23 protein-coding genes are annotated in these 24,287 nt (G+C 62.0%); 10 read left to right on the forward strand and 13 right to left on the reverse strand.

Annotated features, from left to right (window positions below; all coding sequences use genetic code 11):
* Positions 1-6 precede the first annotated feature (6 nt).
* From QIW53_RS12185 to QIW53_RS12215, 7 genes are all read right to left on the reverse strand, one after another.
* Positions 7-1,620: an EAL domain-containing protein gene (locus QIW53_RS12185; RefSeq protein WP_371049862.1), complete on the reverse strand. Its 1,614-nt coding sequence runs from the start codon at positions 1,618-1,620 to the stop codon at positions 7-9.
* 76 nt (positions 1,621-1,696) lie between these two features.
* The gene (locus QIW53_RS12190; RefSeq protein ID WP_371049863.1) at positions 1,697-2,479 is read right to left on the reverse strand and encodes an N-acetylmuramoyl-L-alanine amidase; all 783 of its coding nucleotides are present in this window, start codon (positions 2,477-2,479) and stop codon (positions 1,697-1,699) included.
* Positions 2,480-2,582: 103 nt separating this feature from the next.
* Positions 2,583-4,667, reverse strand: coding sequence for a GGDEF domain-containing protein (locus QIW53_RS12195; protein ID WP_371049864.1), 2,085 nt, complete (start codon positions 4,665-4,667; stop codon positions 2,583-2,585).
* Positions 4,664-5,542 (reverse strand): endonuclease/exonuclease/phosphatase family protein, encoded by an 879-nt coding sequence (locus tag QIW53_RS12200; RefSeq protein WP_371049865.1) that lies wholly within the window; start codon positions 5,540-5,542, stop codon positions 4,664-4,666. Before QIW53_RS12200 ends, QIW53_RS12195 begins: the two co-directional genes overlap by 4 nt.
* A gap of 14 nt (positions 5,543-5,556) precedes the next feature.
* Positions 5,557-6,198 (reverse strand): thiol:disulfide interchange protein DsbA, encoded by a 642-nt coding sequence (dsbA, locus tag QIW53_RS12205; protein ID WP_371049866.1) that lies wholly within the window; start codon positions 6,196-6,198, stop codon positions 5,557-5,559.
* A gap of 200 nt (positions 6,199-6,398) precedes the next feature.
* Positions 6,399-7,010 carry a c-type cytochrome gene (locus QIW53_RS12210; RefSeq protein WP_371049867.1) on the reverse strand — a complete coding sequence of 204 codons (612 nt, stop codon included), beginning with the start codon at positions 7,008-7,010 and terminating at the stop codon, positions 6,399-6,401.
* A 45-nt stretch (positions 7,011-7,055) separates the two neighbouring features.
* Positions 7,056-7,346: a c-type cytochrome gene (locus tag QIW53_RS12215; protein WP_371049868.1), complete on the reverse strand. Its 291-nt coding sequence runs from the start codon at positions 7,344-7,346 to the stop codon at positions 7,056-7,058.
* Between the two features lie 191 nt (positions 7,347-7,537).
* On the opposite strand from QIW53_RS12215, the gene yihA reads away from it, so the two are divergent.
* Positions 7,538-8,182: a ribosome biogenesis GTP-binding protein YihA/YsxC gene (yihA, locus tag QIW53_RS12220; protein ID WP_371049869.1), complete on the forward strand. Its 645-nt coding sequence runs from the start codon at positions 7,538-7,540 to the stop codon at positions 8,180-8,182.
* Between the two features lie 309 nt (positions 8,183-8,491).
* On the opposite strand, the gene polA is transcribed toward yihA, so the two are convergent.
* A complete protein-coding gene (gene polA, locus QIW53_RS12225; protein WP_371049870.1) occupies positions 8,492-11,263 on the reverse strand; it encodes a DNA polymerase I in 2,772 nt (923 codons plus the stop codon).
* 74 nt (positions 11,264-11,337) lie between these two features.
* Between polA and QIW53_RS12230 the strand changes: the two genes are divergently transcribed.
* Together QIW53_RS12230 and QIW53_RS12235 are read left to right on the forward strand one after the other, a co-directional pair.
* The gene (locus QIW53_RS12230) at positions 11,338-11,628 is read left to right on the forward strand and encodes a DUF2782 domain-containing protein (RefSeq protein WP_371049871.1); all 291 of its coding nucleotides are present in this window, start codon (positions 11,338-11,340) and stop codon (positions 11,626-11,628) included.
* A gap of 57 nt (positions 11,629-11,685) precedes the next feature.
* Positions 11,686-12,636, forward strand: coding sequence for a homoserine kinase (locus tag QIW53_RS12235; RefSeq protein ID WP_371049872.1), 951 nt, complete (start codon positions 11,686-11,688; stop codon positions 12,634-12,636).
* 100 nt (positions 12,637-12,736) lie between these two features.
* Here QIW53_RS12235 and znuA read toward each other — a convergent pair whose 3' ends face one another.
* Positions 12,737-13,657 carry a zinc ABC transporter substrate-binding protein ZnuA gene (gene znuA / locus QIW53_RS12240; protein WP_371049873.1) on the reverse strand — a complete coding sequence of 307 codons (921 nt, stop codon included), beginning with the start codon at positions 13,655-13,657 and terminating at the stop codon, positions 12,737-12,739.
* Positions 13,658-13,723: 66 nt separating this feature from the next.
* Here znuA and zur point away from each other — a divergent pair, with 66 nt between their 5' ends.
* Genes zur through QIW53_RS12260 form a run of 4 tightly spaced genes read left to right on the forward strand, consistent with a single transcriptional unit; the run spans position 13,724 to position 16,526 of the window.
* A complete protein-coding gene (zur, locus tag QIW53_RS12245) occupies positions 13,724-14,206 on the forward strand; it encodes a zinc uptake transcriptional repressor Zur (protein WP_371049874.1) in 483 nt (160 codons plus the stop codon).
* Positions 14,206-14,991: a zinc ABC transporter ATP-binding protein ZnuC gene (gene znuC / locus QIW53_RS12250; RefSeq protein ID WP_371049875.1), complete on the forward strand. Its 786-nt coding sequence runs from the start codon at positions 14,206-14,208 to the stop codon at positions 14,989-14,991. The genes zur and znuC overlap by 1 nt, the downstream gene beginning before the upstream one ends.
* Positions 14,984-15,772, forward strand: coding sequence for a zinc ABC transporter permease subunit ZnuB (gene znuB, locus QIW53_RS12255; RefSeq protein ID WP_192307312.1), 789 nt, complete (start codon positions 14,984-14,986; stop codon positions 15,770-15,772). Before znuC ends, znuB begins: the two co-directional genes overlap by 8 nt.
* 37 nt (positions 15,773-15,809) lie before the next feature.
* On the forward strand, positions 15,810-16,526 hold the full coding sequence (locus tag QIW53_RS12260; protein WP_371049876.1) for a PA5502 family lipoprotein: 717 nt from the start codon (positions 15,810-15,812) through the stop codon (positions 16,524-16,526).
* Between the two features lie 94 nt (positions 16,527-16,620).
* Here the strand turns inward: QIW53_RS12260 and katE are convergent, their stop codons facing one another.
* Positions 16,621-18,759 (reverse strand): catalase HPII, encoded by a 2,139-nt coding sequence (gene katE, locus QIW53_RS12265; RefSeq protein ID WP_371049877.1) that lies wholly within the window; start codon positions 18,757-18,759, stop codon positions 16,621-16,623.
* A 246-nt stretch (positions 18,760-19,005) separates the two neighbouring features.
* Between katE and QIW53_RS12270 the strand changes: the two genes are divergently transcribed.
* Genes QIW53_RS12270 through QIW53_RS12280 form a run of 3 tightly spaced genes read left to right on the forward strand, consistent with a single transcriptional unit; the run spans position 19,006 to position 21,484 of the window.
* Positions 19,006-20,013 carry a methionine ABC transporter ATP-binding protein gene (locus QIW53_RS12270; RefSeq protein WP_371049878.1) on the forward strand — a complete coding sequence of 336 codons (1,008 nt, stop codon included), beginning with the start codon at positions 19,006-19,008 and terminating at the stop codon, positions 20,011-20,013.
* The gene (locus QIW53_RS12275) at positions 20,013-20,687 is read left to right on the forward strand and encodes a methionine ABC transporter permease (RefSeq protein ID WP_371049879.1); all 675 of its coding nucleotides are present in this window, start codon (positions 20,013-20,015) and stop codon (positions 20,685-20,687) included. The genes QIW53_RS12270 and QIW53_RS12275 overlap by 1 nt, the downstream gene beginning before the upstream one ends.
* Positions 20,688-20,713: 26 nt before the next feature.
* Entirely contained in the window at positions 20,714-21,484 is a 771-nt protein-coding gene (locus tag QIW53_RS12280; RefSeq protein WP_192307317.1) for a MetQ/NlpA family ABC transporter substrate-binding protein, read from the forward strand.
* Between the two features lie 195 nt (positions 21,485-21,679).
* Here the strand turns inward: QIW53_RS12280 and QIW53_RS12285 are convergent, their stop codons facing one another.
* From QIW53_RS12285 to QIW53_RS12295, 3 genes are read right to left on the reverse strand one after another with little or no spacing between them, the layout of a single operon-like run.
* The gene (locus tag QIW53_RS12285; RefSeq protein WP_371049880.1) at positions 21,680-22,315 is read right to left on the reverse strand and encodes an SCO family protein; all 636 of its coding nucleotides are present in this window, start codon (positions 22,313-22,315) and stop codon (positions 21,680-21,682) included.
* Entirely contained in the window at positions 22,312-23,211 is a 900-nt protein-coding gene (cyoE, locus tag QIW53_RS12290) for a heme o synthase (RefSeq protein ID WP_371049881.1), read from the reverse strand. Before cyoE ends, QIW53_RS12285 begins: the two co-directional genes overlap by 4 nt.
* The gene (locus tag QIW53_RS12295) at positions 23,199-24,278 is read right to left on the reverse strand and encodes a COX15/CtaA family protein (RefSeq protein ID WP_371049882.1); all 1,080 of its coding nucleotides are present in this window, start codon (positions 24,276-24,278) and stop codon (positions 23,199-23,201) included. The genes cyoE and QIW53_RS12295 overlap by 13 nt, the downstream gene beginning before the upstream one ends.
* Between the last annotated feature and the right edge of the window lie 9 nt (positions 24,279-24,287).

Consider the following 24,287-nt stretch of genomic DNA (forward strand, 5'->3'; position numbering starts at 1 on the left):
TCCGCTTCAGGCTTCGTCATCGATGCGCCGGGCGGCCAGGCGCCGACCTCGGGTAATCAGCTCGATGAACTGCACGGCGCTCAGGGCATGGGCGAACAACCAGCCCTGGCCGAACTTGACCCCTTCACTGCTCAGGAATGCGGCCTGGGCTTCATGCTCGATGCCTTCGGCAATCACCTTGAGCTGCAGGGCCTGGGCCATGTGGATGATGTGCGGTGCCACGCCGCTGCTGGCGGCGTCATGCCCCAGCGCATCGATGAACGCCTTGTCGATTTTCAGACAGTCCACCGGCAGGGTCTGCAGGTACGCAAGGCTGCAATAGCCGGTGCCAAAGTCGTCGATCAGCACCTGGTGCCCGACATCGCGTAGCGCCTGGAGGTTTCCACGGGCGATCTCCACGTCGATCAGGCCGCGCTCGGTGACTTCAAAGGCGATCTGCCTGGCGGCCACACGATGCAGGGTCAACAGTCGCGCCATCACTTGGCCGATGCGCGGCACCATCACATCACAGGCCGCCAGGTTGACCGAGATGTACAGCTGCGGATTGGCCCGCAGCAAATGACCCAGTTGCTCGAGCAGGCGTTGCAGGACGAAATCGGTCATCTGGCGGATCTGTCCGGTGTTTTCCGCCATCGGAATGAACAGGTCGGGGCTGGTCAGGGTGCCGTCTGGCCGGCGCCAGCGCAGCAAGGCTTCGGCCCCGACGCAATGACGGTTGTCGAGGTTGAAGATCGGTTGATACAACACCTGCAGCTCCCCGCGTCGTATCGCACCGGCCAATTCGGCATCCAGCGACTGGCGCTGGCGCACCAGCAGAAACACCATGAAGCCCACGAACAGCCCGGCGATGACACTGGCCGGCCCCAGCCACCACCACGCGGTGGGCACATGCCGACCGGTGCGCGGCGATATCAGCACCCACTGGTATTCGGGGTTGTCGGTCGGCATGCGATAGATCAGCCGGGTCTGGGTCACCTGCAAGGCGTCGCGGCTGTCCGGTGGCCAGGCTTCGGCGGGCGGCCAGGCCTGCGCCGTGCCCAGCACCGGAATGGCTCGCTTGCCGTGATCCAACACCACCAGAAGGCTGCTGCCCGGCGACAGGTCGACCATGTCGGTCAGGTGGCCGCGAGAGGTGGCGACGCGAAAATTGCCACGTCCGAGCATCAGCGCGGCGCGGTTTTCATCGGGTTCGGTGGAGGTGTTCAGCCAGTAGCTGTAGGCCGGGTCCTTGATGTCCGGTGGCCGTACCATCGACAAGCCTTCCTGACGCGGGCGGTTGGAACAGATCCGCGAACCGTCCATGAACGCGGCTTCGTAGACGAAGCGGTAGTTGAACGTGACCTGTTGCAGGGTGGCGATCATTTCATCGCTGCACATGCGCAGCGGCTGGGCTTCGAGATCATCGAGGCTTTCGCGCAGTTGCCCGAACAACTGCTCCAGGCGCGCCAGGAAGCGCTCACCCTGCGCATTCATTTCAAGGCTTTCGTTCTGCTCGATCTGATTCAGGGCGACGAACATGCTGCCCGTCAACAGCAGCAAGGTGCTCAGGACAGCCGCCAGCATCGCCAACAACCAGGGGCGATAAAACCAGCTACGAAGCGTCTCTCGAGCAGCAGGCATGATGGTAGATCCGAAGGATTACCAATGAGTTATAGCTGCTGTTTGAGAAAGCGCGTTGACCGTCGGGCGGGCGTCATTATTTTGTCTGATTCAACACCTGAAGTAGCGCGGCGGTTTGCGCGTCGGGCAGGCCGTCAAAGCGTGACGGACGGAAATGCATCTGGAAGGCAGCGATCACATGACGGGTCGCGACATCCAGTTCGCCGGTTTGCGGCGTGGCATAACCCAGGCGCGCCAACTGAGCCTGAAACCAACTGATGCTCGGCAATTGTGCGTTGAATTGCGCTTGCTGGCGCGCCACGGCCTGCTCGTTCGGCCAGATCCCCAGACCTTCGGCCGCCAGGCGTTTCCAGGGGAACAGCGGTCCGGGGTCGAGTTTGCGCAAGGGCGCGATGTCGCTGTGGCCAATGATGCTGCGCGGGTTGATGGCGTACCGTTGACTGATGTCCTTGAGCAGGACGATCAATGACTGCACCTGAGCTTCGCTGTAGGGATACCAGAAGCGCTGGCCATCGGGCATCTCCTTGAATCCGGGATTGACGATCTCGATGCCGATGGAGCTGGAGTTGAGCCACGTCCGGCCCTGCCACTCGCTTTCACCCGCGTGCCATGCCCGCAGGCTCTCGTCCATCAGCTTGTAGACGGTGGCGTCCTTGTCGTCGCCGATCAGGTAATGGCTGCTGACTTCGCCGTGGGTCAGCAGTTGCAGCGAACGTTCAAGGGACGCGGAGGTGTAATGCACCACCACGAACTGAATGCGGCTGTCGTGATTGACGGAAGGGTGGCTGGTGTCGAACCGGGGGCCACTGGTGCATCCGGCCAGCAGGACCAACGACAGGATGAGAGCGAAAAATTTCATGGCAAAAGGCAACGCGCAAGACGGTAATGCAACAGTGTAACGTACTGTCCTGCGCCGTGGCCGCCGACCGAGCCGATTTCAACAAAATGGGACAAATGGCCTGTCAGCCCAGCTCGATCCGGTTGCGGCCTGCGTGTTTGGCTCGGTAGAGCGCCTGATCGGCTCTTTTAAGCACCAGATCGCTGTGCTCGCCGGGTCTGAAAGCGGTCATGCCCATGGAAACAGTGATGGTGACCGGCTCACCCTTGAAGTGAAACGGGCAGGCTTCGATCGATGAGCGCAACTTTTCCAACAGTTTTGCCCCGACGGCGGGCACCGTGCCTGGCATCAGCAGCACGAACTCCTCACCCCCGAACCTGGCGATGAAATCCGTGCCCCGCAGGCGTTTGCGCAGCACGCTGGCGATGATTTTCAGGACTTTGTCGCCTGCCAGGTGACCATAGTTGTCGTTGATGCGCTTGAAGTGATCGAGGTCGAGAATGGCCAGCAACAAGGTGTTGCCATGTTGCTGCCACTGGCTGATTTCGTACTCCAGCCGTTCGCTCCAGGCAGCCCGGTTGGGCAGGGTGGTCAGCGGGTCGATCAGGGCTTTCTGGCGCTGCTCTTCAAGGTGCTCGCGGTAGCCCAGAGCCTCCTGCTCCATATGCGCCACGCGTTCGGCCAGGCCTTTGAGGCGCGCCGCCACTTCCTGCTCGCGTTCGTCGCGCTGCTGGCGGTGCTGGTCCATGGTCCCCAGCAGACCTTCGAGATGGTTCTCCAGCACGTGCTTGAGATCTTCGAGATCCGCCGCGTCCTGCACGCTGGTTTGCAGGCCGTCGACCTGTTCACGGATCTGCGTGTCCATTTCGCGTGCCGCAGACAGGTTGTCGGCGTGGCCATCACTGGCGGCCTTGAGGTTGCTCTGGAATGATCCCAAGCGCTCATTGAGCTGCTGCAGATAGACTTCGAATTCGTGCTGGCCGCTGTCGTTGATCGCCAGCATCAGCGTGGCCAGATCGTCGAGGATCGGCAGCAGCTCGTACCAGTTCAACCCGTTTTGCAGGCGATCGCGCATGGCTTCGGCTTGCGGGCGGTGACGTTCCGGCAGGGACAGGTCATCCAGCAGGCCCAGCAGGGTGTCTTCGATGTGCTTGGCGACGGAACTGTAGGACGGTTCCGGCGAATCAGGCAGCGCGTAGAGAATATCCTGCTCGGCTTGTTCCGGATCGATAGCCGCCAAGGCCTGGGCCATGGCCGGGGGCAGGGGCAGCCGGTCGAGAAACACCTCGGGGGTCAGTTCGTCCGGGTTCTCCTGCAGAGGCATCGGGGCAGCCGGCGCGACAGCCGATGGTTGAGCTGGCTGGGGATCGGGTTCTTCAGTCTCAACCGCTTCGGCCGTGGGCGCGGCAGGCTCCGGCGCATGAACCGGGGGGACATAGGCCACGGCAGGCTCGGGTGTCGGCATTGCCGGCGCTGCTTCGAGCACCTGCGCGACCGTCTCTTCAGGTTGTTCGTGCGACGGTGCTACGGGAGGCTGTTCAACCGCCTGTGCGGGTTCGACAGGCGCCTGCGAACGCGTAGCAGGGGGCATTTCTGCCGCCTCTTCGATGCCCTCGTCAGGTTGCGCGGTGTGCACGGGGGGGTCCGGTGCTGCCGGTGCTGTCTGTTGAGGGGCGTCTTCGCCCTCCCTGTGACCGAACAGGCGCTGCAACAAGCTTGGCCGGCCGGGCTCCGCCGGATGCTCCAGCTGGCTCAAGGCCTTGCCCTGCAGCCCGCTCAGTTCGCTGAGCAGCAGCGGGATCTCGCGTGCCTGGCTGACGCGTGTGTCCAGGTGTTTGGCGAAGCTCTTCAGCGGTCGGCTGACTTCCCGTGGCAACGGCAAGGTTTGCAACTGTGTCACGAGTGCGTTCAGCGCGACACTGGTCTGGTTGACGCGGGTCTCGCGACGCTGCTCGGAGTCGAGCACGGCTTTTTCCAGTCGAGGCAGCAGCGCGGCCAGGCCCGCATCCATTTCATCGCTGCGGATGACGTCGCGCATTTCCTTCATGCACTGGTCAACGGCGCGGTCGGTGCCCTCGGCTGCGAGGGTGCTGCGCACCAGCCCCCGCCGCAACAGGTCGAGGCGGGCGTCCCAGCGACGCTCGAGCTTTTCCTGTTGTTCGATGCTTTTGAGGTATTTCTCTTTCCAGCGCTGTGTTTCGTCGCTCATTCATCGGTTCCGCGAAGGGCAGGACTCAACGCGGGCAATGCATCGGCCGTGAGCGAACCCGGCAGACGAATCTCTACCGCGACCGGCAGGTGATCGGAAATGGGTTGAGCCAGCACTTCGACTTTTTCAAGCGTCAGGCTCGGGCTCAGCAGAATATGGTCCAGGCAGCGCTGTGGGCGCCAACTGGGAAAGGTCGCTTGCAGTTGCGGCGCCAGCAGGCCGAGGTCGCGCAACGGCGAATTTTGCAGCAGGTCACTGGCGTGGGTATTCATGTCGCCCATCAGCACCTGATGCTTGTAGTCGCCGATCAACTCGCGGATGTAGGCCAGTTGCAGGCTGCGGGTGCGAGCGCCGAGCGCCAGGTGCATCATCACCACCACCAGGGCTTCCGGGCCTTCGCCGAAGCGCACCAGGATAGCGCCGCGACCCTTGGGGCCGGGCAGCGGGTGGTCTTCGATGGCCCACGGACGCAGACGGCTGAGCACGCCATTGCTGTGCTGGGCGAAACGCCCCAGGTTGCGATTGAGCTGCTGATACCAGTAGGGGAAGGCGCCGAGCTGGGCCAGGTGTTCCACCTGGTTGACGTAGCCGGTTCTGAGGCTGCCGCCATCGGCCTCCTGCAGGGCGACCAGGTCGAAGTCGCCGAGCAGGTTGCCGATTTTCTGCAGGTTGTCGGCACGCCCGGTGTGCGGCAACAGGTGTTGCCAGCCTCGGGTCAGGTAATGCCGATAGCGCTCGGTGCTGATGCCCACCTGGATGTTGAAGCTGAGCAGGCGCAGACGGCTGTCTGCGGGCAGACCCGTCGATTCCAGGTGGTGATCGTTGACCCGCGGATCATGCAGGCCAACGACACGTTCAGTTCCCCAGCGGCGCATGGCGGTTGCCGGGCTTAGTTGGAGGCAGCCTTGTTCGCCGCTCGCTCTTTGTCCACAAGCTGGTCGGCCAGCTTCAGTGCGTTCTCGGCACCGCCGGCAGAGCCGATGTCGAAACGATACTTGCCGTTGACGATCATGGTTGGAACGCCAGTGATTTCATATTTCTTGGCCAGTTCACGGGCCTGGACGATCTTGCCCTTGATGGCGAAGGAGTCGAAGGTTGCCAGGAACTTGTCCTTGTCGACGCCCTGGGTGGCCAGGAAGTCGGCCATTTCGTTCTTGTCGACGAGCTTCTTGTGCTCTTTCTGGATCGCATTGAACACCGCCGCGTGGACCTTGTGCTCGACGCCCATGGCTTCCAGCGTCAGGAACATCTGGCCGTGTGCATCCCATGGGCCGCCGAACATGGCCGGGATGCGCACGAAATTGACGTCCGAAGGCAGCTTCTCGGCCCAGGGATTGATCACCGGTTCAAAGGCGTAGCAATGCGGGCAGCCGTACCAGAACAGCTCCACCACTTCGATTTTGCCAGGCACCGCAACCGCCACCGGGTTGGCCAGTTCGACGTAGGGGGCGGTAGGTGTTTCGGCGGCTTGTGCAGTCATGCCGAACAGGCTGGCAGCGACGAATGCGGCGCTGATGATCAGATTACGCATGCTTTACTCCTGGACAAATGGGGTCGCCTCGCGCGACCTGTTTTCAGACAGGCCATGGCGGGCTTGAGTTCTGTAGTGTAACGGCAGCGGCCACAAAAAAGGGCGGCCTGAGCCACCCTTTTTATACTTGCCGAGACAGATTAATGGAGCGTTAACGTGACAGGAGGTCTATCGCCTGCACGCCGCTCGATACACTGCTCTCAGTGCAGCCCTTGAATGTAGCTGGACACTGCGGCGATGTCTTCATCGCTCATGCGCTTGGCGATGCTTTGCATGGGTTTGGCATCGCCGTCGTTGTTGCGGCCGCCTTCTTCCTTGCGGAAATCGGTCAGCTGCTTGGCCACGTACTGAGCGTGCTGGCCGCCCAGGTGCGGGAAGCCGGCTGCCGCGTTGCCCGCGCCGTTGGGGGCGTGGCAGCCGGTGCAGGCTGGCAGGCCCTTGGCCAGGTCACCACCACGGAACAGTGCTTCACCGCGAGCCACGATCTTCGGATCGGCGGCGCCAACACTGCCTTTCTGGCTGGCGAAGTAGGCGGAGATATCGGCCAGGTCCTGATCGCTCAGGTTGGTCAGCAGCCCGGTCATTTCCAGTACCGTGCGTTTGCCGGACTTGATGTCGTGCAGCTGCTTGTTCAGATAACGTTCGCCCTGACCTGCCAGTTTCGGAAAGTTAGGCGCCATGCTGTTGCCATCCGGGCCATGACAGGCGCCACACACGGCGGCTTTCGCCTGACCCGCTGTCGCATCACCTGCAGCATGGGCTATGCCGGAGATCCCCACGGTCAACAGCAGACTCACGATCAATTTGTTCATCAGCTAATCCAACTACGGCTAAGGGTTAAGAGTTATGGACCGGGATCACTCGCTCATCCACTGGATGACGGTTCGGTAATCCTCGGCACTGCAGTCCATGCACAAACCACGCGGCGGCATCGCCTTGAAACCCTGGGTCACGTGTTGCACCAGCGTCTCCATACCTTTCGCCAACCTCGGCGTCCAAGCCTCCCGATCGCCTTTTCGGGGCGCCATGGGAAGTTGGCCGGAATGACAGGCACCACAAACACGGTTGTACACAGCTTCCGGATCCTGTGTAGCCTGAGCGCTGTAAAGCGGTATCAGGACACCGGCAGCTAGCAGCCATTTCGTCATAAAACGACCTTTTCAGGGTTGAGAGCGTTCTGCGTTCTAATGCGCAATCAAGGTCAATCGCTCTCGTGAACTTCATCCTACGCTGGGACAAAGCGCACACAAAATCTGCGGCATTATATACTGGCGCTACTGAAACGGAAACGACACCGCTTGCCGCGTCCATTCCCGGCGCCGCCCACATCGGAAATCCCATGCAACTCAAGAATCCCATCCTCGGCCTGTGCCAACAGTCCACCTTCATGCTCAGCGCTGCCAAAGTCGACCAATGTCCCGACGACGAAGGCTTCGAAGTGGCCTTCGCCGGGCGTTCCAATGCCGGTAAATCCAGCGCGTTGAACACCCTGACGCATGCCAGCCTGGCGCGGACCTCCAAGACGCCGGGGCGCACGCAACTCCTCAACTTTTTCAAGCTAGACGATGATCGTCGTCTGGTCGACCTGCCGGGCTACGGTTACGCGAAAGTGCCTATCCCGCTCAAGCAGCACTGGCAGCGTCACCTGGAAGCTTATCTGGGCGGTCGCGAGAGTTTGAAAGGGTTGATTCTGATGATGGATATCCGTCATCCAATGACCGATTTCGACCTGCTGATGCTCGATTGGGCCGTGGCCAGTGGCATGCCGATGCACATTCTGCTGACCAAAGCGGACAAGTTGACCTACGGCGCGGCAAAAAACGTCTTGCTCAAGGTCCAGTCGGACATTCGCAAAGGCTGGGGCGATGCGATCACCATCCAGTTGTTTTCGGCGCCCAAGCGCATGGGCCTGGAAGACGCCTACACTGTACTGGCGGGCTGGCTGGAACTGGCGGACAAGGGCGCAGAACCGGCCGAGCAGTAAATCGCAGGCAAAAAAAACCCCGGACTTCTTATGGGGAGGGGGAAGTTCCGGGGTTCAAGTTCCGGACCGCTAGGGCGGGGTCCGAATATCTGCCAACACTTAACACAACATAGGAGCAATGAACGGCTTCACCAGCCATTCAGTTACTCTGAGTCGTGGTTCACAGGTTTAGTTCCGGGTGTTCAGAAACCATTTGAAATAAACCCGCTCATTTTCCGAAATAAGCCTCTGCGCCGCGACACTATGCCGCAACAAAAGCATCCATGTAGGAGCGAGCAGTCTCGCTCCTACAGGCGGCCGCTGATCGGATCAGTGCGCCTCATCCCAGTTATTGCCTACACCCACTTCCACCAGAAGCGGCACGTCCAGCGTCGCGGCCTGGCTCATGTGCTGGCGAATCTCCTCGCGCACTTGATCCACCAGGTCCTCGCGCACCTCCAGCACCAGTTCGTCGTGCACTTGCAGGATCACCTTGGCGTCCAGGCCCGAGCTCGTCAGCCAGTTATCCACAGCCACCATGGCTTTCTTGATGATGTCCGCCGCGGTGCCTTGCATCGGGGCGTTGATGGCCGTGCGTTCGGCACCTTTGCGCAGGGCCGGGTTTTTCGCATTGATGTCCGGCAGGTACAGGCGCCGGCCGAAGATGGTTTCGACGAAACCCTGTTCGGCCGCCTGGGCGCGGGTGCGCTCCATGTACGCCAGGACACCTGGGTAGCGGGTGAAATAACGGTCGATGTACGCCTGGGATTGCTTGCGGTCGACGCCAATCTGCTTGGCCAGGCCAAACGCGCTCATGCCGTAGATCAGGCCAAAGTTGATCGCCTTGGCGCTGCGACGCTGATCGGTGGTCACCTGCGCCAGTTCAACGCCGAATACCTCGGCAGCGGTGGCCTTGTGCACGTCCAGGTCGTTGCGGAAGGCGTGCAGCAAACCTTCGTCCTTGGCCAGGTGCGCCATGATCCGCAGTTCGATTTGCGAGTAGTCCGCCGCCAGCAGCTTGTAGCCCTTGGGGGCCACGAACGCCTGGCGAATCCGCCGGCCTTCGGCGGTGCGGATCGGAATGTTCTGCAGGTTCGGATCACTGGACGACAAACGCCCGGTCGCCGCCACGGCCTGATGATAGGAGGTGTGGATCCGCCCGGTGCGCGGGTTGATCTGTTCCGGCAGGCGATCGGTGTAGGTGCTTTTCAGTTTGCTCATCGAGCGGTACTGCATCAGCACCTTGGGCAGCGGGTAATCCTGCTCGGCGAGTTCCGCCAGTACCGCTTCGGCGGTTGAAGCCTGGCCCTTGGCGGTTTTGCTGAGGACCGGCAGGCCGAGTTTTTCGTAGAGGATCACGCCCAACTGCTTCGGCGAGCCGAGGTTGAATTCCTCGCCGGCAATGGCGAAGGCTTCACGCTCCAGCGCAACCATTTTCTCGCCCAGTTCGACGCTCTGGATCCCCAGCAGGTTGGCATCGACCAGCGCGCCCTGGCGTTCGATCCGGGCGAGCACCGGCACCAGCGGCATTTCGATCTCGCTCAGCACCTTGCCCAGGCTTGGAATGGCGTTGAGCTTTTCCTGCAGGGTCTGATGCAGGCGCAGCGTGACGTCAGCGTCTTCGGCGGCGTAAGGCCCGGCCACTTCCAGGGCAATCTGGTCGAAGGTCAACTGCTTGGCGCCCTTGCCGGCGATGTCCTGGAAGCCGATGGTGGTGTGGTTCAGGTACTTCAGCGCCAGGCTATCCATGTCGTGACGGGTCGCGGTGGAGTCCAGCACGTAGGACTCGAGCATGGTGTCGAAGGCGATGCCCTGCACATTGATGCCGCAGTTCTGGTCACCGCCGATGGCGCAATTGGCCAGGATGTTCATGTCGTACTTGGCGTGCTGGCCGACCTTGAGCTTGTTCGGGTCTTCCAGAATCGGTTTCAGTGCGCGCAGCACGGTGTCGCGGTCCAGTTGGTCCGGCACGCCCATGTAGGAGTGGGTCAACGGGATGTAGGCGGCCTCGTTGGCCTTGACCGCGAACGAGAGGCCGACCAGTTGCGCCTGTTGCGCGTCGAGGCCTGTGGTTTCGGTATCGAAGGCAAACAGGCTGGCGTCGTTGAGCTTGTTGAGCCACAGGTCGAAATCGGCCTGGGTCAGGATCGTGGTGTATTGGTGCTCGGTTTCGCCAGCGGCTTCCTCCACCACGGGCGCGGACACGGTCTGCCCGGAACGTTTGGCGTCGCGCTGGTTCTCGTCGAACCAGCTCTTGAACTCCAGCAAGGTGTAGAGCTCGGCGAGGGCGTCGTGATCCGGCTCGCCCATTTGCAGGTCGTCGAGGCCGATGTCCAGCGGGACGTCGATCTTGATGGTGGCCAGCTGGTAGGAGAGGAATGCCATCTCCTTGTGCTCTTCGAGCTTGGCCGGCAGCGTTTTCGCGCCACGGATCGGCAGGGTCGGGACGATGTCCAGCTGCGCATAGAGCTCGTTCAGGCCACCGTTCACACCCACCAGCAGGCCGGACGCGGTCTTCGGCCCGATGCCGGGAACACCTGGGATGTTGTCGGACGAATCGCCCATCAGCGCCAGATAGTCGATGATCTGCTCGGGAGCGACACCGAATTTCTCCTTCACGCCCTCGACGTCCAGCGCGCTACCGGTCATGGTGTTGACCAGCGTAATGTGGCCGTCGACCAGTTGCGCCATGTCCTTGTCGCCAGTGGAGATCACCACCGGGCGGTCGGCGGCGGCGCTGCTGCGGGCCAGGGTGCCGATCACGTCGTCGGCTTCGACACCGTCGACGCACAGCAGCGGAAAGCCCAGCGCCTTGACGCTGTCGTGCAGCGGCTGGATCTGAACGCGCATGTCATCGGGCATGCTCGGACGGTTGGCCTTGTACTCGGCGTACATTTCATCGCGAAATGTCCCGCCCTTGGCGTCGAACACCACCGCGAAGGGGCTGTCCGGGTACTGCTTGCGCAGACTCTTGAGCATGTTCAACACGCCTTTGACCGCTCCGGTCGGCAGGCCTTTGGAGGTGGTCAGCGGGGGCAGCGCGTGAAAGGCCCGGTACAGATATGAAGAACCGTCGACCAGGACGAGGGGGGCTTGGCTCATGAGCAGGATCAACCTTTTCGGCGGGTCCGGCGCTAGAATAGCGGGACCGTTGACGACAAAGGGACAAGGTTATCATGCGTACACTAAATCGCCTGTTGCTGGCTGGCTTGTTTGCAATTGCACCGCTGGCCGTGATGGCCGCGGATGATGCGCCATCGCCGGAACCGGATGTGACCATCCGTACCGAAGGCGATAACACGATCAAGGAATACCGCCAGAATGGTTTCCTGTACGCCATCCAGGTGACGCCGAGGGGAGGCAAGCCGTACTTTCTGGTGCGCGCCGATGGATCGGACGGTAACTTCATCCGCTCGGATCAGCCGGATATGCTGATTCCGGCGTGGAAGATTTTCGAATGGAAGTAATTTCTTAATTTCAATTGGCGCCCGCTCCCTGGCGGCGCCCGTACTGGCAGTTAAAACATGTCTGTGTTCACCCCGCTGGCTCGGCCCGAGCTGGAAACCTTTCTCGCCCCTTACGGGCTCGGCCGCCTGCTCGATTTCCAGGGGATTGCCGCCGGTAGCGAAAACACCAACTTCTTCATCAGCCTGGAACAGGGCGAATTCGTCCTGACCCTGGTCGAGCGGGGGCCGGTGCAGGAGATGCCGTTCTTCATCGAGCTGCTGGATGTGCTGCATGAGGCCAACCTGCCGGTGCCTTACGCGTTGCGCACCACCGACGGCGTCGCCTTGCGCGAACTGGCCGGCAAGCCTGCGCTGCTGCAACCGCGCCTGGCCGGCAAGCACATCAAGCAGGCCAACGCCCAGCATTGCGCCCAGGTCGGCGAGTTGCTCGGTCATCTGCATCTGGCGACCCAGGCGAACATGATCAAGCGCAAAACCGATCGTGGCCTGGACTGGATGCTGGAGGAGGGCACGCAACTGCTGTCGCATCTCGATGCCGAGCAGAGCGATCTGCTGCGACGGGCGCTGGACGAGATCACGCAGCAGAAAGCGAAAATTCTGGCGTTGCCTCGGGCAAACATCCACGCCGACCTGTTTCGTGACAACGCGATGTTCGAAGGCACGCACCTGACCGGGTTGATCGACTTCTACAACGCCTGCTCGGGGCCGATGCTCTATGACGTGGCCATTGCCCTGAACGACTGGTGTTCGGATGACGACGGGCTGCTTGACGGGCCACGGGCGCGGGCGTTGCTGGGCGCCTATGCAGCGCTGCGGCCATTCACTGCCGCCGAAGCCGAGCTATGGCCGACCATGCTGCGCGTCGCATGTGTGCGGTTCTGGTTATCGCGCCTGATTGCGGCGGAATCCTTCGCCGGGCAGGACGTGCTGATTCACGACCCGATGGAGTTCCAGTTGCGCCTGGCGCAGCGGCAGAAGGTCAGTACGCCACTGCCTTTTGCCCTCTAAAAGCATCGCGAGCAGGCTCGCTCCCACATTGGATCTTCAGTGCGAATGAAATCCCCTGTTGGAGCGAGCCTGCTCGCGATAAGGTCACCTCAATTTTTGATCAAAGCGACTCCAGGCACCCCGCCAGATCATTCCCCAACTTCTCCAGCACCTGCTCGTAACCCTGGGCTGTGGCCGGGGTGTAGCCGCCCAGCGCATCCAGTTCCGCGAGCTTCACCGGGAGCCCGGCCACCAGGGTTTCGGCCAGGCGCGGGCGCAACGGTGGCTCGCTGAACACGCAGGTCTTGCCGACTTCCTGCAAGCGGGTGCGCATGGCGGCGACGTGCTGGGCACCGGGTTGCACTTCAGCGGCGACACTGAAGACGCCGGTGTGCTTCAGGCCGTAAGCGTCCTCGAAGTAATCGAATGCTTCATGAAAGACAAAGTACGGCTTGCCGGCGACGCCTGCCAGACGGTCCTTCAGGCGCAGGTCCAGTGCATCCAGACGTTCATCGAAGGCTTTCAGGTTGCTCTGGTAGCGCGGCGCATTGTCCGGATCGGCGGCGCTCAGGTCAGCGGCCATTTTCGTCGCAATCACCCGGGCATTCACTGGCGATAACCACAGATGGGCATCCAGGCTGCCCGGGCGGTGATCGTGGTCATGTTCGTCGGCTTCTTCAGCGTGGGAGTGGCTGTCCTCGGCGAAATGACGCAACTTCAGACCCGGCAGATCTTGCACGGCGACGCTCGGCAACGTACGACCCTTCAACACGCGAGGCAGGAAACCTTCCATGTCCGGACCGATCCAGTAGACCAGATCCACCGACTGCACCTTCCGTACGTCGGATGGGCGCAGTGCGTAATTGTGCGGTGAAGCACCGGGCGGCAGCAGCACTTCGGGGATCGCCACGCCGTCCTGTACCGCAGCGGCAATCAGCTGCAGCGGCTTGATACTGGTGAGCACTTTGACTTCGGCCTGGGCAGCACCGATGAACAGAAAACTTGCGACGAAAGCGACAAAGATGGAAAAAAGTCGGGACACGATGACCACTCGAAGATGAAAGAACGGGTAACATAATAACGTCTCTCACTAAACTCGTCTCCGCTCATGCCTATTACACCGATTGCCAGCCGTCCCCACGACCACTCACATTGCGTTCACAGCGCCCTGTCGGAGGCCGATGCCCTGTGTGCGCGGCAAGGCTTGCGCCTGACTGCGCTGCGCCGTCGGGTGCTGGAACTGGTGTGGCAAAGCCACAAGCCACTGGGCGCCTACGACATCCTGGCGGTGCTGAGTGACCAGGACGGGCGCCGTGCCGCGCCGCCAACCGTGTACCGTGCGCTGGACTTCCTGCTGGAAAACGGCCTGGTGCACCGCATTTCCTCGCTCAACGCCTTCGTCGGTTGCAATCACCCCGAACACGCGCACCAGGGGCAGTTCCTCATCTGCCGCGAATGCCATGCCGCCATCGAGCTCGAACAGAAATCCATCAGCGACGCGATTGTCGGCAGCGCCAGGGAGGTCGGGTTTGTCGTCGAAGGTCAGACCGTGGAAGTGGTCGGCCTCTGCTCGGGTTGCCAGGGGGCGTGATGAGCAACGCGCTGATCCGCCTCGAGCAGGTTGCCGTCACGTTTGCCGGCCAGGCGGTGCTGGATAACATCGCACTGAGTGTCGAGCCGGGGCAGATCGTCACCCTGATCGGCCCCAACGGTGCCGGCAAGACCACGCTGGTGCGGGCGGTGCTCGGCTTGTTGAAGCCCGACAGTGGCAGCGTCTGGCGCAAGCCGAAACTGCGCATCGGCTACATGCCGCAAAAACTTCACGTTGATCCGACGCTTCCACTGTCGGTGCTGCGTTTCCTGCGCCTGGTGCCGGGGGTGGATCGCGCCCGTGCGCTGGCGGCACTCAGGGAAGTGGGTGCCGAGCAGGTGATCGACAGCCCGGTACAAAGTGTGTCCGGCGGCGAAATGCAGCGGGTGCTGCTGGCCCGGGCCCTGTTGCGCGAACCTGAACTGTTGGTGCTCGACGAGCCGGTGCAGGGGGTCGACGTCGCAGGTCAGGCCGAGCTGTACAGCCTGATTACCCGACTGCGCGACCGCCACGGCTGCGGCGTGCTGATGGTCTCCCATGACCTGCACCTGGTCATGAGCACCACCGACCAGGTGGTCTGCCTCAACCGGCACGTCTGCTGTTCGGGCCACCCCGAGCAGGTCAGCGGCGACCCGGCGTTCGTCGAACTGTTCGGCAAGAACGCTCCGAGCCTGGCGATTTATCACCACCATCACGACCACGCTCACGACTTGCATGGCTCGGTGGTCACCGCGTCCTCTGCCGCCCAACCCCACGTTCACGGAGATAGCTGCAAGCATGGCTGATTTTCTGCTTTATGCCCTGCTTGCAGGTCTGGCTTTGGCGCTGGTGGCGGGGCCGTTGGGGTCCTTTGTGGTCTGGCGGCGCATGGCGTATTTCGGCGACACGCTGTCGCACGCGGCATTGCTCGGCGTGGCACTGGGCTTTCTGCTGGATGTCAGCCCGACGGTGGCGGTGACCGTCGGCTGCCTGCTGTTGGCGGTGCTGCTGGTGACCCTGCAACAGCGCCAGCCATTGGCGTCGGACACCCTGCTGGGAATTCTTGCACCGAGCACGCTCTCGCTCGGCCTGGTCGTACTAAGCTTCATGCACGAAGTGCGGATCGACCTGATGGCGTATCTGTTCGGCGACCTGCTGGCGATCAGTCCCACCGATCTGGCGTGGATTCTCGGCGGTAGCGCGGCGGTGCTGGTGTTGCTGGTGACATTGTGGCGGCCCTTGCTGGCGATCACGGTGCATGAAGAACTGGCGCGGGTGGAAGGCTTGCCGGTGCCGGCGCTGCGCATGACCCTGATGCTGCTGATCGCCGTCGTGATCGCCGTAGCGATGAAAATCGTCGGTGTGTTGCTGATTACGTCACTGCTGATCATCCCTGCCGCTGCGGCACAACGTCACGCCCGGTCGCCGGAGCAGATGGCGCTGGGTGCAAGCCTGCTGGGCATGCTCGCGGTGTGTGGCGGGCTGGCGTTGTCCTGGTTCAAGGACACCCCGGCAGGCCCGTCGATCGTGGTAACGGCCGCCGCACTGTTTCTGCTGAGTTTTGTCCTGCCCCGTCGAGGGGTGTAGACTTGCTCGTTTTTTGCGCAAATAGAGAGTCGCAGGAATGAAGCCGTTCGCCTCCCGTTATCTGCTCCTTGTCGCGTTTTCGCTGCTACTGGGCGCCTGCCAAAGCACGCCGCCGGCGGCCCCCGAGGCCACTGATGCGCGGGCTTCGGCCATCGCACAGCTTGAGCAAAGCCTCGCCAGCAGCGAACTGGCCACTGCCGAAGGCCAGCTGGCAGCCTTGCAGGCCGAATCCCCCAACGATCAGTCCCTTGAGCAGTACCAGCGGCAATTGGCCGAAGCCTACCTGCGCCGCAGCCAGATCGTGCTGCAGAAGGGCGACGTGAATGCCGCCGCCACCGCCCTGAGCCGTGCACGGGTGCTGATGCCCAAGGCTCCGGCGCTGACGGGCGGGGTCAACAACGCCATTGTCAATGCGCGCAAGGCTGAACTCGACAGGGCCGAGGCGGCGCTGCTGGCGGCCGAGGCACGCCCGGCGGCGAAGGTGATCGATCCGGCGGCTGAAAGCACGACCGTTGCATTGAATCTCACCGATATGGGCAAACTTCGGCGACAACTGGACGCCATCGCTGCCGATACCGTGAACTACCAATGCGATGTGAGCATCCAGGTGCCGCGCACGGATGACTACCCATGGCTGGCGACCTTGCTGACCAAGCGGGTGAAGAAACTGGATTCGGGGTTTGAACTGGAGCTGCGCAAGCAGATTGTGCGCACGGTGCCGGCGCAGATCGTGCTGAGTCCGCGTAAGCCCTGAAAGCATCGCTGGCAAGCCAGCTCCCACAGTTGATTGCATCGCCCCTGTGGGAGCTGGCTTGCCAGCGATAGCTGACTTCCTGCCTACAAAGACCTCAAGCCGGAACCGCCTTGGCCTTCGGCTCCCGTGCCCACACCCGATGCTGCCCGATGGCGTCGAAGAACGCCTTGTGCAGCTTGGCATCCGTCCCTACGATCAACCCCTCATCCACCTCCAGCTTCAACACATCCAGCAACTGTTTCGCCTCGCCGTGCAGGGCAATCGCTTTCAGGTGTTTATAGGCTTCGAGCAGGTAATGCAGGGCGACGCCATCGCCGCTCAATGCCTTGATCGAAGCCGCACCGCCCGGTACGAACACCGCGTCGAACGCAATGGACGGCATGCCTTCCATCGATGCATCCACCGGCAGCATCTTGCCATCCGCCGTCTTCACGGGAGCCGAGGTGGGGCCGAGGAGTTTGGCATGCGCGCCTTCGGCCTTGAGGGCTTTTTTCATCGCATCGATGGCCGCGCCATCCACCCCGTTGGCCGCCAGGATCGCCACCTTGCGGGTCTTGATATCGCCCGGCAACAGGTTGGCCTGGCTCAGCGCCGGCGAGCGCTCCAGCGACGTTTTCGGTACCTCCACCGTCCCGGCTTTCGGTGCCGGCAACCCTAGATTCTGCGCGACACGCCCGGCCAGCCCGAGGTCGATGTTGGCGAGGATCTCGTTCACTTCCCGCGCCCGGATGTACTCGCGCTCGACCTTGCCCAGCTCGAAGCTGTAGGCGGCAATGATGTGCTCTTGTTCGTGCGGGCTCATGCTGTTGAAGAACAACCGCGCCTGGGAGAAATGATCGCCGAACGACTCGCTGCGCTGACGGATCTTGGCGGCGTCGATGCGCTCGGGGTAGGACTCGAACCCACCGTCCTGGGCAGCAGGCGGAGTTTCCTTCGGCCAGCCGCCGTCGATGGAGTTCGGCTCGTAGGACGCGCGCCCCTTATCGATGGTGGTGCGGTGCAGTGCGTCACGCTGGCCGTTGTGGAAGGGTGCCACCGGACGGTTGATCGGGATTTCGTGGAAGTTCGGCCCACCGAGTCGGCTGATTTGCGTATCGGTGTAGGAAAACAACCGGCCCTGCAGCAACGGGTCGTTGGAGAAGTCGATCCCGGGCACGATGTGTCCCGGACAGAATGCAACCTGCTCGACCTCGGCGAAGAAGTTGTCCGGGTTGCGGTTGAGCACCATCTTGCCCAGCGGCGTGATCGGGACGATTTCCTCGGGAATGATCTTGGTCGGGTCGAGAATGTCGAAATCGAAGGCGTGTTCGTTTTCTTCCTCGATCACTTGTACGCCCAGCTCCCATTCCGGGTAGTCGCCCATTTCGATGGCTTCCCAGAGATCGCGGCGATGGTAGTCGGTGTCCTTGCCGGCGAGTTTCTGCGCTTCATCCCACACCAGCGAGCAGGTCCCCGCCGTCGGGCGCCAATGAAATTTGACGAACCTGGATTTGCCCTCGGCATTGATCAGCCGGAAGGTGTGCACGCCAAAACCCTGCATGCTGCGCAGGCTTTTCGGGATCGCCCGGTCGGACATGGCCCAGATCACCATGTGCGCCGACTCCGGCACCAGCGACACGAAATCCCAGAAGGTGTCATGGGCCGAGCCGCCGGTGGGTATTTCGTTGTGCGGCTCGGGTTTCACCGCATGGACGAAATCGGGGAACTTGATCGCGTCCTGGATGAAGAACACCGGCATGTTGTTGCCCACCAGGTCGAAGTTGCCTTCGTCGGTGAAGAACTTCACGGCGAAACCACGTACGTCGCGCACGGTGTCGCCCGACCCGCGCGGGCCTTGCACCGTGGAGAATCGTACGAAGACCGGGGTTTTCTTGCCTGGGTCCTGCAGGAAACCTGCCTTGGTCAACACCGAATGGTTTTCGTAAGACTGGAAAAAACCGTGGGCGCCGGTTCCGCGGGCGTGGACAATGCGCTCCGGGATGCGCTCATGGTCAAAGTGCGTGATTTTCTCACGCATGATGAAGTCTTCCAGCAACGACGGCCCGCGGGCGCCGACTTTCAGCGTGTTCTGGTTGTCCGACACCTTGACGCCCTGGTTGGTGCGCAGGGCCTGATCGGTGGCGTCGGAACGGAAGGTTTCCAGGCTGTCGAGCTTGGTATTGGTGTTGCCTCGGTCCAGGGTGTCGGTCCCGGCCAATGCGCTCTTCGTGGCGCCAGGCTTCTTGATACTCATCAGTCGTAAACTCCTCGTCGGACGTGGGAAAATGCGTCCAGGCACGGCACCTGGCGATCGTCGAGTTGCCTAATGAGTGACTGACGGGGGCTTCCAACCGTTCCTTTTTTATGACTTTCGGTCGCGTTATTGCCAAATCGAAGGTTGATTGCCGAATAAATGCTAATAACCTCTATACGGACAGGCTAAAATGCGCGCCCGGCTAAACGCTGATCTTTTTCCAACGCGCCCCACAAGGTTCGCTACGTGATCGAGTTTCAAAACGTCCATAAAACCTACCGCGTCGCCGGTAAGGATATCCCCGCCCTGCACCCGACCAGTCTGACGATTGAGAACGGTCAGGTCTTCGGCCTGATCGGTCATTCCGGTGCGGGAAAAAGTACCCTGCTGCGTCTGATCAATCGCCTGGAGGAGTCCTCCGGCGGCAAGATCATCGTCGACGGCGAGGAAGTCACGGCGCTCGACGCCAATGGCTTGCGCCGCTTTCGCCAACAGGTCGGGATGATTTTCCAGCACTTCAACCTGCTGGCCTCCAAGACCGTGGCCGATAACGTCGCGCTGCCGTTGACCCTGGCTGGCGAGCTGTCGCGTGGCGAGATCGATCAGCGTGTCGCCGAATTGCTGGCGCGGGTGGGGTTGTCCGACCATGCGAAAAAGTACCCGGCGCAGTTGTCCGGCGGCCAGAAGCAGCGCGTCGGCATTGCCCGCGCTCTGGCGACCAAGCCGAAAATTCTGCTGTGCGATGAGGCGACCAGCGCCCTGGACCCGCAAACCACGGCGTCGGTCCTGCAGTTGCTGGCCGAGATCAACCGTGAGCTGAAGCTGACCATCGTCCTGATTACCCACGAGATGGATGTGATCCGTCGGGTCTGCGATCAGGTGGCGGTGATGGATGCGGGTGTGATCGTCGAGCAAGGCTCCGTGGCCGAGGTGTTCCTGCATCCCAAGCACCCGACCACCAAGCGCTTCGTCCAGGAAAGCGAACAGATCGACGAAAGCGAGCAACGCGATGATTTCGCTCATGTGCCGGGCCGCATCGTGCGCCTGACCTTCCAGGGCGACGCCACCTACGCGCCGTTGCTGGGCACAGTCGCCCGCGAAACAGGCGTGGACTACAGCATCCTGGCCGGTCGTATCGACCGCATCAAAGACATCCCCTACGGGCAATTGACCCTGGCGGTCACCGGTGGCGACATGGAGGCGGCGTTTGCCCGTTTCACCGCCGCTGACGTCCACATGGAGGTGCTGCGCTGATGGAAGCCCTGACAAGTTTCTTCGTTAACATCGACTGGTTCGAAATCTGGCTGGCCACTGGCGATACCCTGCTGATGCTCGGCGGTTCGCTGCTGTTCACCGTGCTCCTGGGGCTGCCGTTGGGCGTGTTGCTGTTCCTCTGCAGCCCGCGCCAATTGCTCGAGGCCAAGGGCATCTACGCGATGCTGTCGTTGATGGTGAACATCCTGCGTTCGCTGCCTTTCATCATTCTGCTGATCGTGATGATTCCGTTCACCGTGCTGGTCACCGGCACCTCGCTGGGCGTGGCCGGGGCGATTCCACCGTTGGTGGTGGGTGCCACCCCGTTTTTTGCGCGGCTGGTGGAAACTGCCCTGCGCGAAGTGGATCGCGGCATCATCGAAGCGACCCAGTCCATGGGCGCGACGACCCGCCAGATCATCACCAATGCGCTGCTGCCGGAAGCCCGTCCGGGCATCTTCGCTGCGATTACGGTGACAGCGATTACGCTGGTGTCCTACACGGCCATGGCCGGTGTGGTGGGCGCAGGTGGGCTCGGCGACCTGGCGATCCGTTTCGGTTACCAGCGTTTCCAGACCGACGTGATGGTGGTCACCGTGGTGTTGCTGCTGGTACTGGTTCAAGTGTTGCAAACGGTTGGTGACAAGCTGGTCGTGCATTTTTCCCGCAAGTGAGCGGGTACTGAAAAGGAATGAGCTGAATGAAAAAATTACTCGTCGCGTTCGCTGCCGTTGCAGCCTTTTCCGCCCACGCCGACACCCTGACCGTGGCGGCCACTCCGGTGCCGCACGCAGAAATCCTCGAATTCGTGAAGCCAGTGCTGGCCAAGGAAGGTGTGGACCTGAAGGTCAAGGTCTTCACCGACTACATTCAGCCGAACGTGCAAGTGGCCGAGAAGCGCCTGGACGCCAACTTCTTCCAGCACCAGCCGTACCTTGATGAGTTCAACAAGGCCAAGGGCACGGACCTGGTGTCGGTCGCCGGCGTGCACCTGGAACCCTTGGGCGCCTACTCCAGCAAGTACAAGAAGCTGGAGGAGCTGCCGGGCGGCGCCAACGTGGTGATTCCGAACGACGCCACCAACGGCGGCCGTGCACTGTTGCTGCTGGCCAAGGCGGGCCTGATCAAGCTGAAGGATTCGAACAACATCCTCTCGACGGTCAAGGACATCACCGAGAACACCCGAGACCTGAAATTCCGCGAACTGGAAGCCGCGACCATCCCTCGCGTGCTGACCCAGGTCGACCTCGCGCTGATCAACACCAACTACGCGCTGGAAGCCAAGCTCGATCCGTCGAAAGACGCGCTGGTCATCGAAGGCAGCGACTCGCCTTACGTCAACATCCTGGTGGCCCGTCCGGACGACAAGGACAGCGAAGACATGAAGAAACTGGTCGCCGCCCTGCACAGCCCGGAAGTGAAGGCGTTCATCATCGAGAAGTACAAAGGCGCGGTAGTGCCGGCGTTCTGATCTGAAGCCGTATTGAAAAAGGGGCGCATCGAATGCGCCCCTTTTTCATGCCTGAAACACCCCCCCCTGTAGGAGCGAGCATGCTCGCGATGGAAGCCCAGACGACGCGGGCATTCAGGCTGCCCGCCTTATCTTGACCACCATCGTCGGAACGCCGCCCGGAGCATGCTCGCTCCTACAAAGGCAACGGTTTTCTTAATCGCGCTTGAGCATCACCGGCAACTGCGCCACTAGCTTCACGTTGTTCAACGGTGCGCGGATGAACCCGCGTTGTTTGCCATCCGGTCCGATCACCGCCAGATTGCCGCTGTGATCCACCGTGTAGTTGGGCTTGCTGGTGTCGGCCGGAATGAACGGGATGCTCACGGCATTGGCCAGTTTCTGAATGTCGTCCACCGAGGCCGGGGTCAGGCCCCGGAACTGTGGGTCGAAGTAGCCCAGGTACTGTTTGAGTTGCTTGGGCGTGTCGCGGTTCGGATCGACGCTCACCAGGATGATCTGCAGGTTATCCACAGCCTCTTTCGGCAGTTCGCTCTTGATCTGGCGCAATTGGGCGAGGGTGGTCGGGCAGATGTCCGGGCAGAAGGTGTAACCCAGGAACAGCAGCGACCACTTGCCTTCGAGCTCGTTGACCGCCACCGGTTGACCGTCCTGGTCGGTCATCGTCACGTTTGGCAGCGTACGGCTCTGCGGCAACAGAATGATCCCGGCGTCGATCAATGCGGTGGGGTCACCCTGGCCCTTGCCGGACAGCACTTTGTTGATGGTCAGGCCCAGCACCAGCGCGATCAGGGCGACGAGGATGAAGACGGTTTTCTGAGTTCGAGTCATAGGTTCAACAGTAGGTAGTGGTCCACGAGCAACGCGATGAACAGCAGGAACAAGTAGTAGATAGAGTACTTGAAGGTATTGATCGCCGCGTGCGGTCGAGTGCCACGGTACAGCACGACGGCCCATTGCAGAAACCTCGCGCCCAGGCCCAGCGCACAAATCAGGTAAAGCAGACCGCTCATGTGGATCACGTAGGGCATCAGGCTGACCGCCAGCAACGCGAAGGTGTAGAGCAGGATATGAATCTTGGTGTAGTGCTCGCCGTGGGTGACCGGCAGCATCGGGATGTCGGCCTTGGCGTATTCTTCCTTGCGGTGAATGGCCAGCGCCCAGAAATGTGGCGGGGTCCAGGCGAAGATGATCAGCACCAGCAGCAGCGGCTCGGCACTAACGTGGCCAGTGGCGGCGGTCCACCCCAGCAGCGGCGGGGCGGCACCGGCCAGGCCGCCGATGACGATGTTCTGCGGTGTCGCGCGCTTGAGAAAGCCGGTGTAGATCACGGCGTAGCCGAGCAGGGAGGCGAGGGTCAGCCAGGCGGTGAGCGGGTTGGTAAAGGCCAGTAGCAGCGCCTGGCCCAGCAGCGCCAGCACCAGTGCGAAGGTCAGCGCCGCGGTCGGTGAAACCCGGCCTTCGGCCAGGGGGCGTTTGTGGGTGCGGGCCATCACCGCGTCGATCCGCCGGTCCACCACATGGTTGACCGCCGCCGCCCCGCCGGCGCACAGCGCGATCCCCAGGTTGCCGAACACCAGCACCGTCCATGGCACCCCGGCGCGGGTCGCGAGAAACATGCCGACCAGCGATGTGATGAGCATCAGCACCACCACTTTAGGCTTGGTCAGCTCCAGATAATCACGCCAGATCGCCTGGCTGTGCCGTGTACCGGTCAGAGTCGCCATGGCATCTCTCCTTTTATTGTGATGGGCCCGACCGACTGTTTGCGCGGGCTGAACCGCCAGCGCCCGAGCGACGGCTGCTTGACCCGAACCAGGCTGGTTCGTGCGTGATAGTTGACCAGCACCAGGGTCAGCAACAACGCTGCGCCGCCGGCGTTGTGGGCGACGGCCACCGGCAACGGCAGGTGAAACAGCACGTTACTGATGCCGAGGGTGATTTGTGCGCCCAGCGCGATCAGTACCAGCGCGGCCAGTCGCGTCATGCCGACGGCTTTCAATTGCCACGCCAGGCCCAGCAATACCAGGGTGACCAGCAAGGCGCCGATGCGGTGAGTCAGGTGAATCGCCGTGCGGGCCTCGCTGTCCAGTTGCCCGCCGAGGTAATTGGGGCCGATGTGCTGGGTCAGGTGAAAGCCATTGGCGAAGTCCGCCGGCGGCAGCCATTGACCGTGGCAGGTCGGGAAGTCGATGCACGCCACGGCGGCATAGTTGGAACTGACCCAACCCCCGAGGGCGATTTGCAGGATCACCAGCAATAACCCGGCGGTCGCCCAATACTGCAGGCGCCGGGGCACGGTCAGCGCCGGCAGCACACCGGACAGGCGCAAGGTCAGCAGGAGCAACAGGCTCAATGTCGCGAATCCTCCGAGCAAATGCCCGGTGACCACTTGCGGCCACAGCTTGAGTGTCACTGTCCACATCCCGAAGGCCGCCTGGGCGATGACCACCGCCAGCAGAAACAGCGGCAGCTTCACCGGTTGTCCCGGGTGACGTCGATGCACCCAGGCTCGCCCGGCCAGTACCGAGATCAGCAAGCCCAGCGTGCCGGCGAAGTAGCGGTGGATCATCTCGTTCCAGCCCTTGTGCGCTTCGACGGGCGAGTCGGGAAAATGCAGCTCGGCATGGGCCAGCTGAGCCTCGCTTTTCGGCACGCTGATGAAGCCGTAGCAGCCGGGCCAGTCCGGGCAGCCGAGACCGGCGTGCGTCAGCCGGGTGTAAGCGCCGAGCAGCACGACGATCAACGCCAGCAGGGTGGCAAACAGCGCGAGGCGAAATCCAGGTTTGGCCATGACGATGCC

This window comes from Pseudomonas fluorescens (assembly GCF_041354075.1).
GTDB classification, from domain to species: Bacteria; Pseudomonadota; Gammaproteobacteria; order Pseudomonadales; family Pseudomonadaceae; genus Aquipseudomonas; species Aquipseudomonas fluorescens_CE.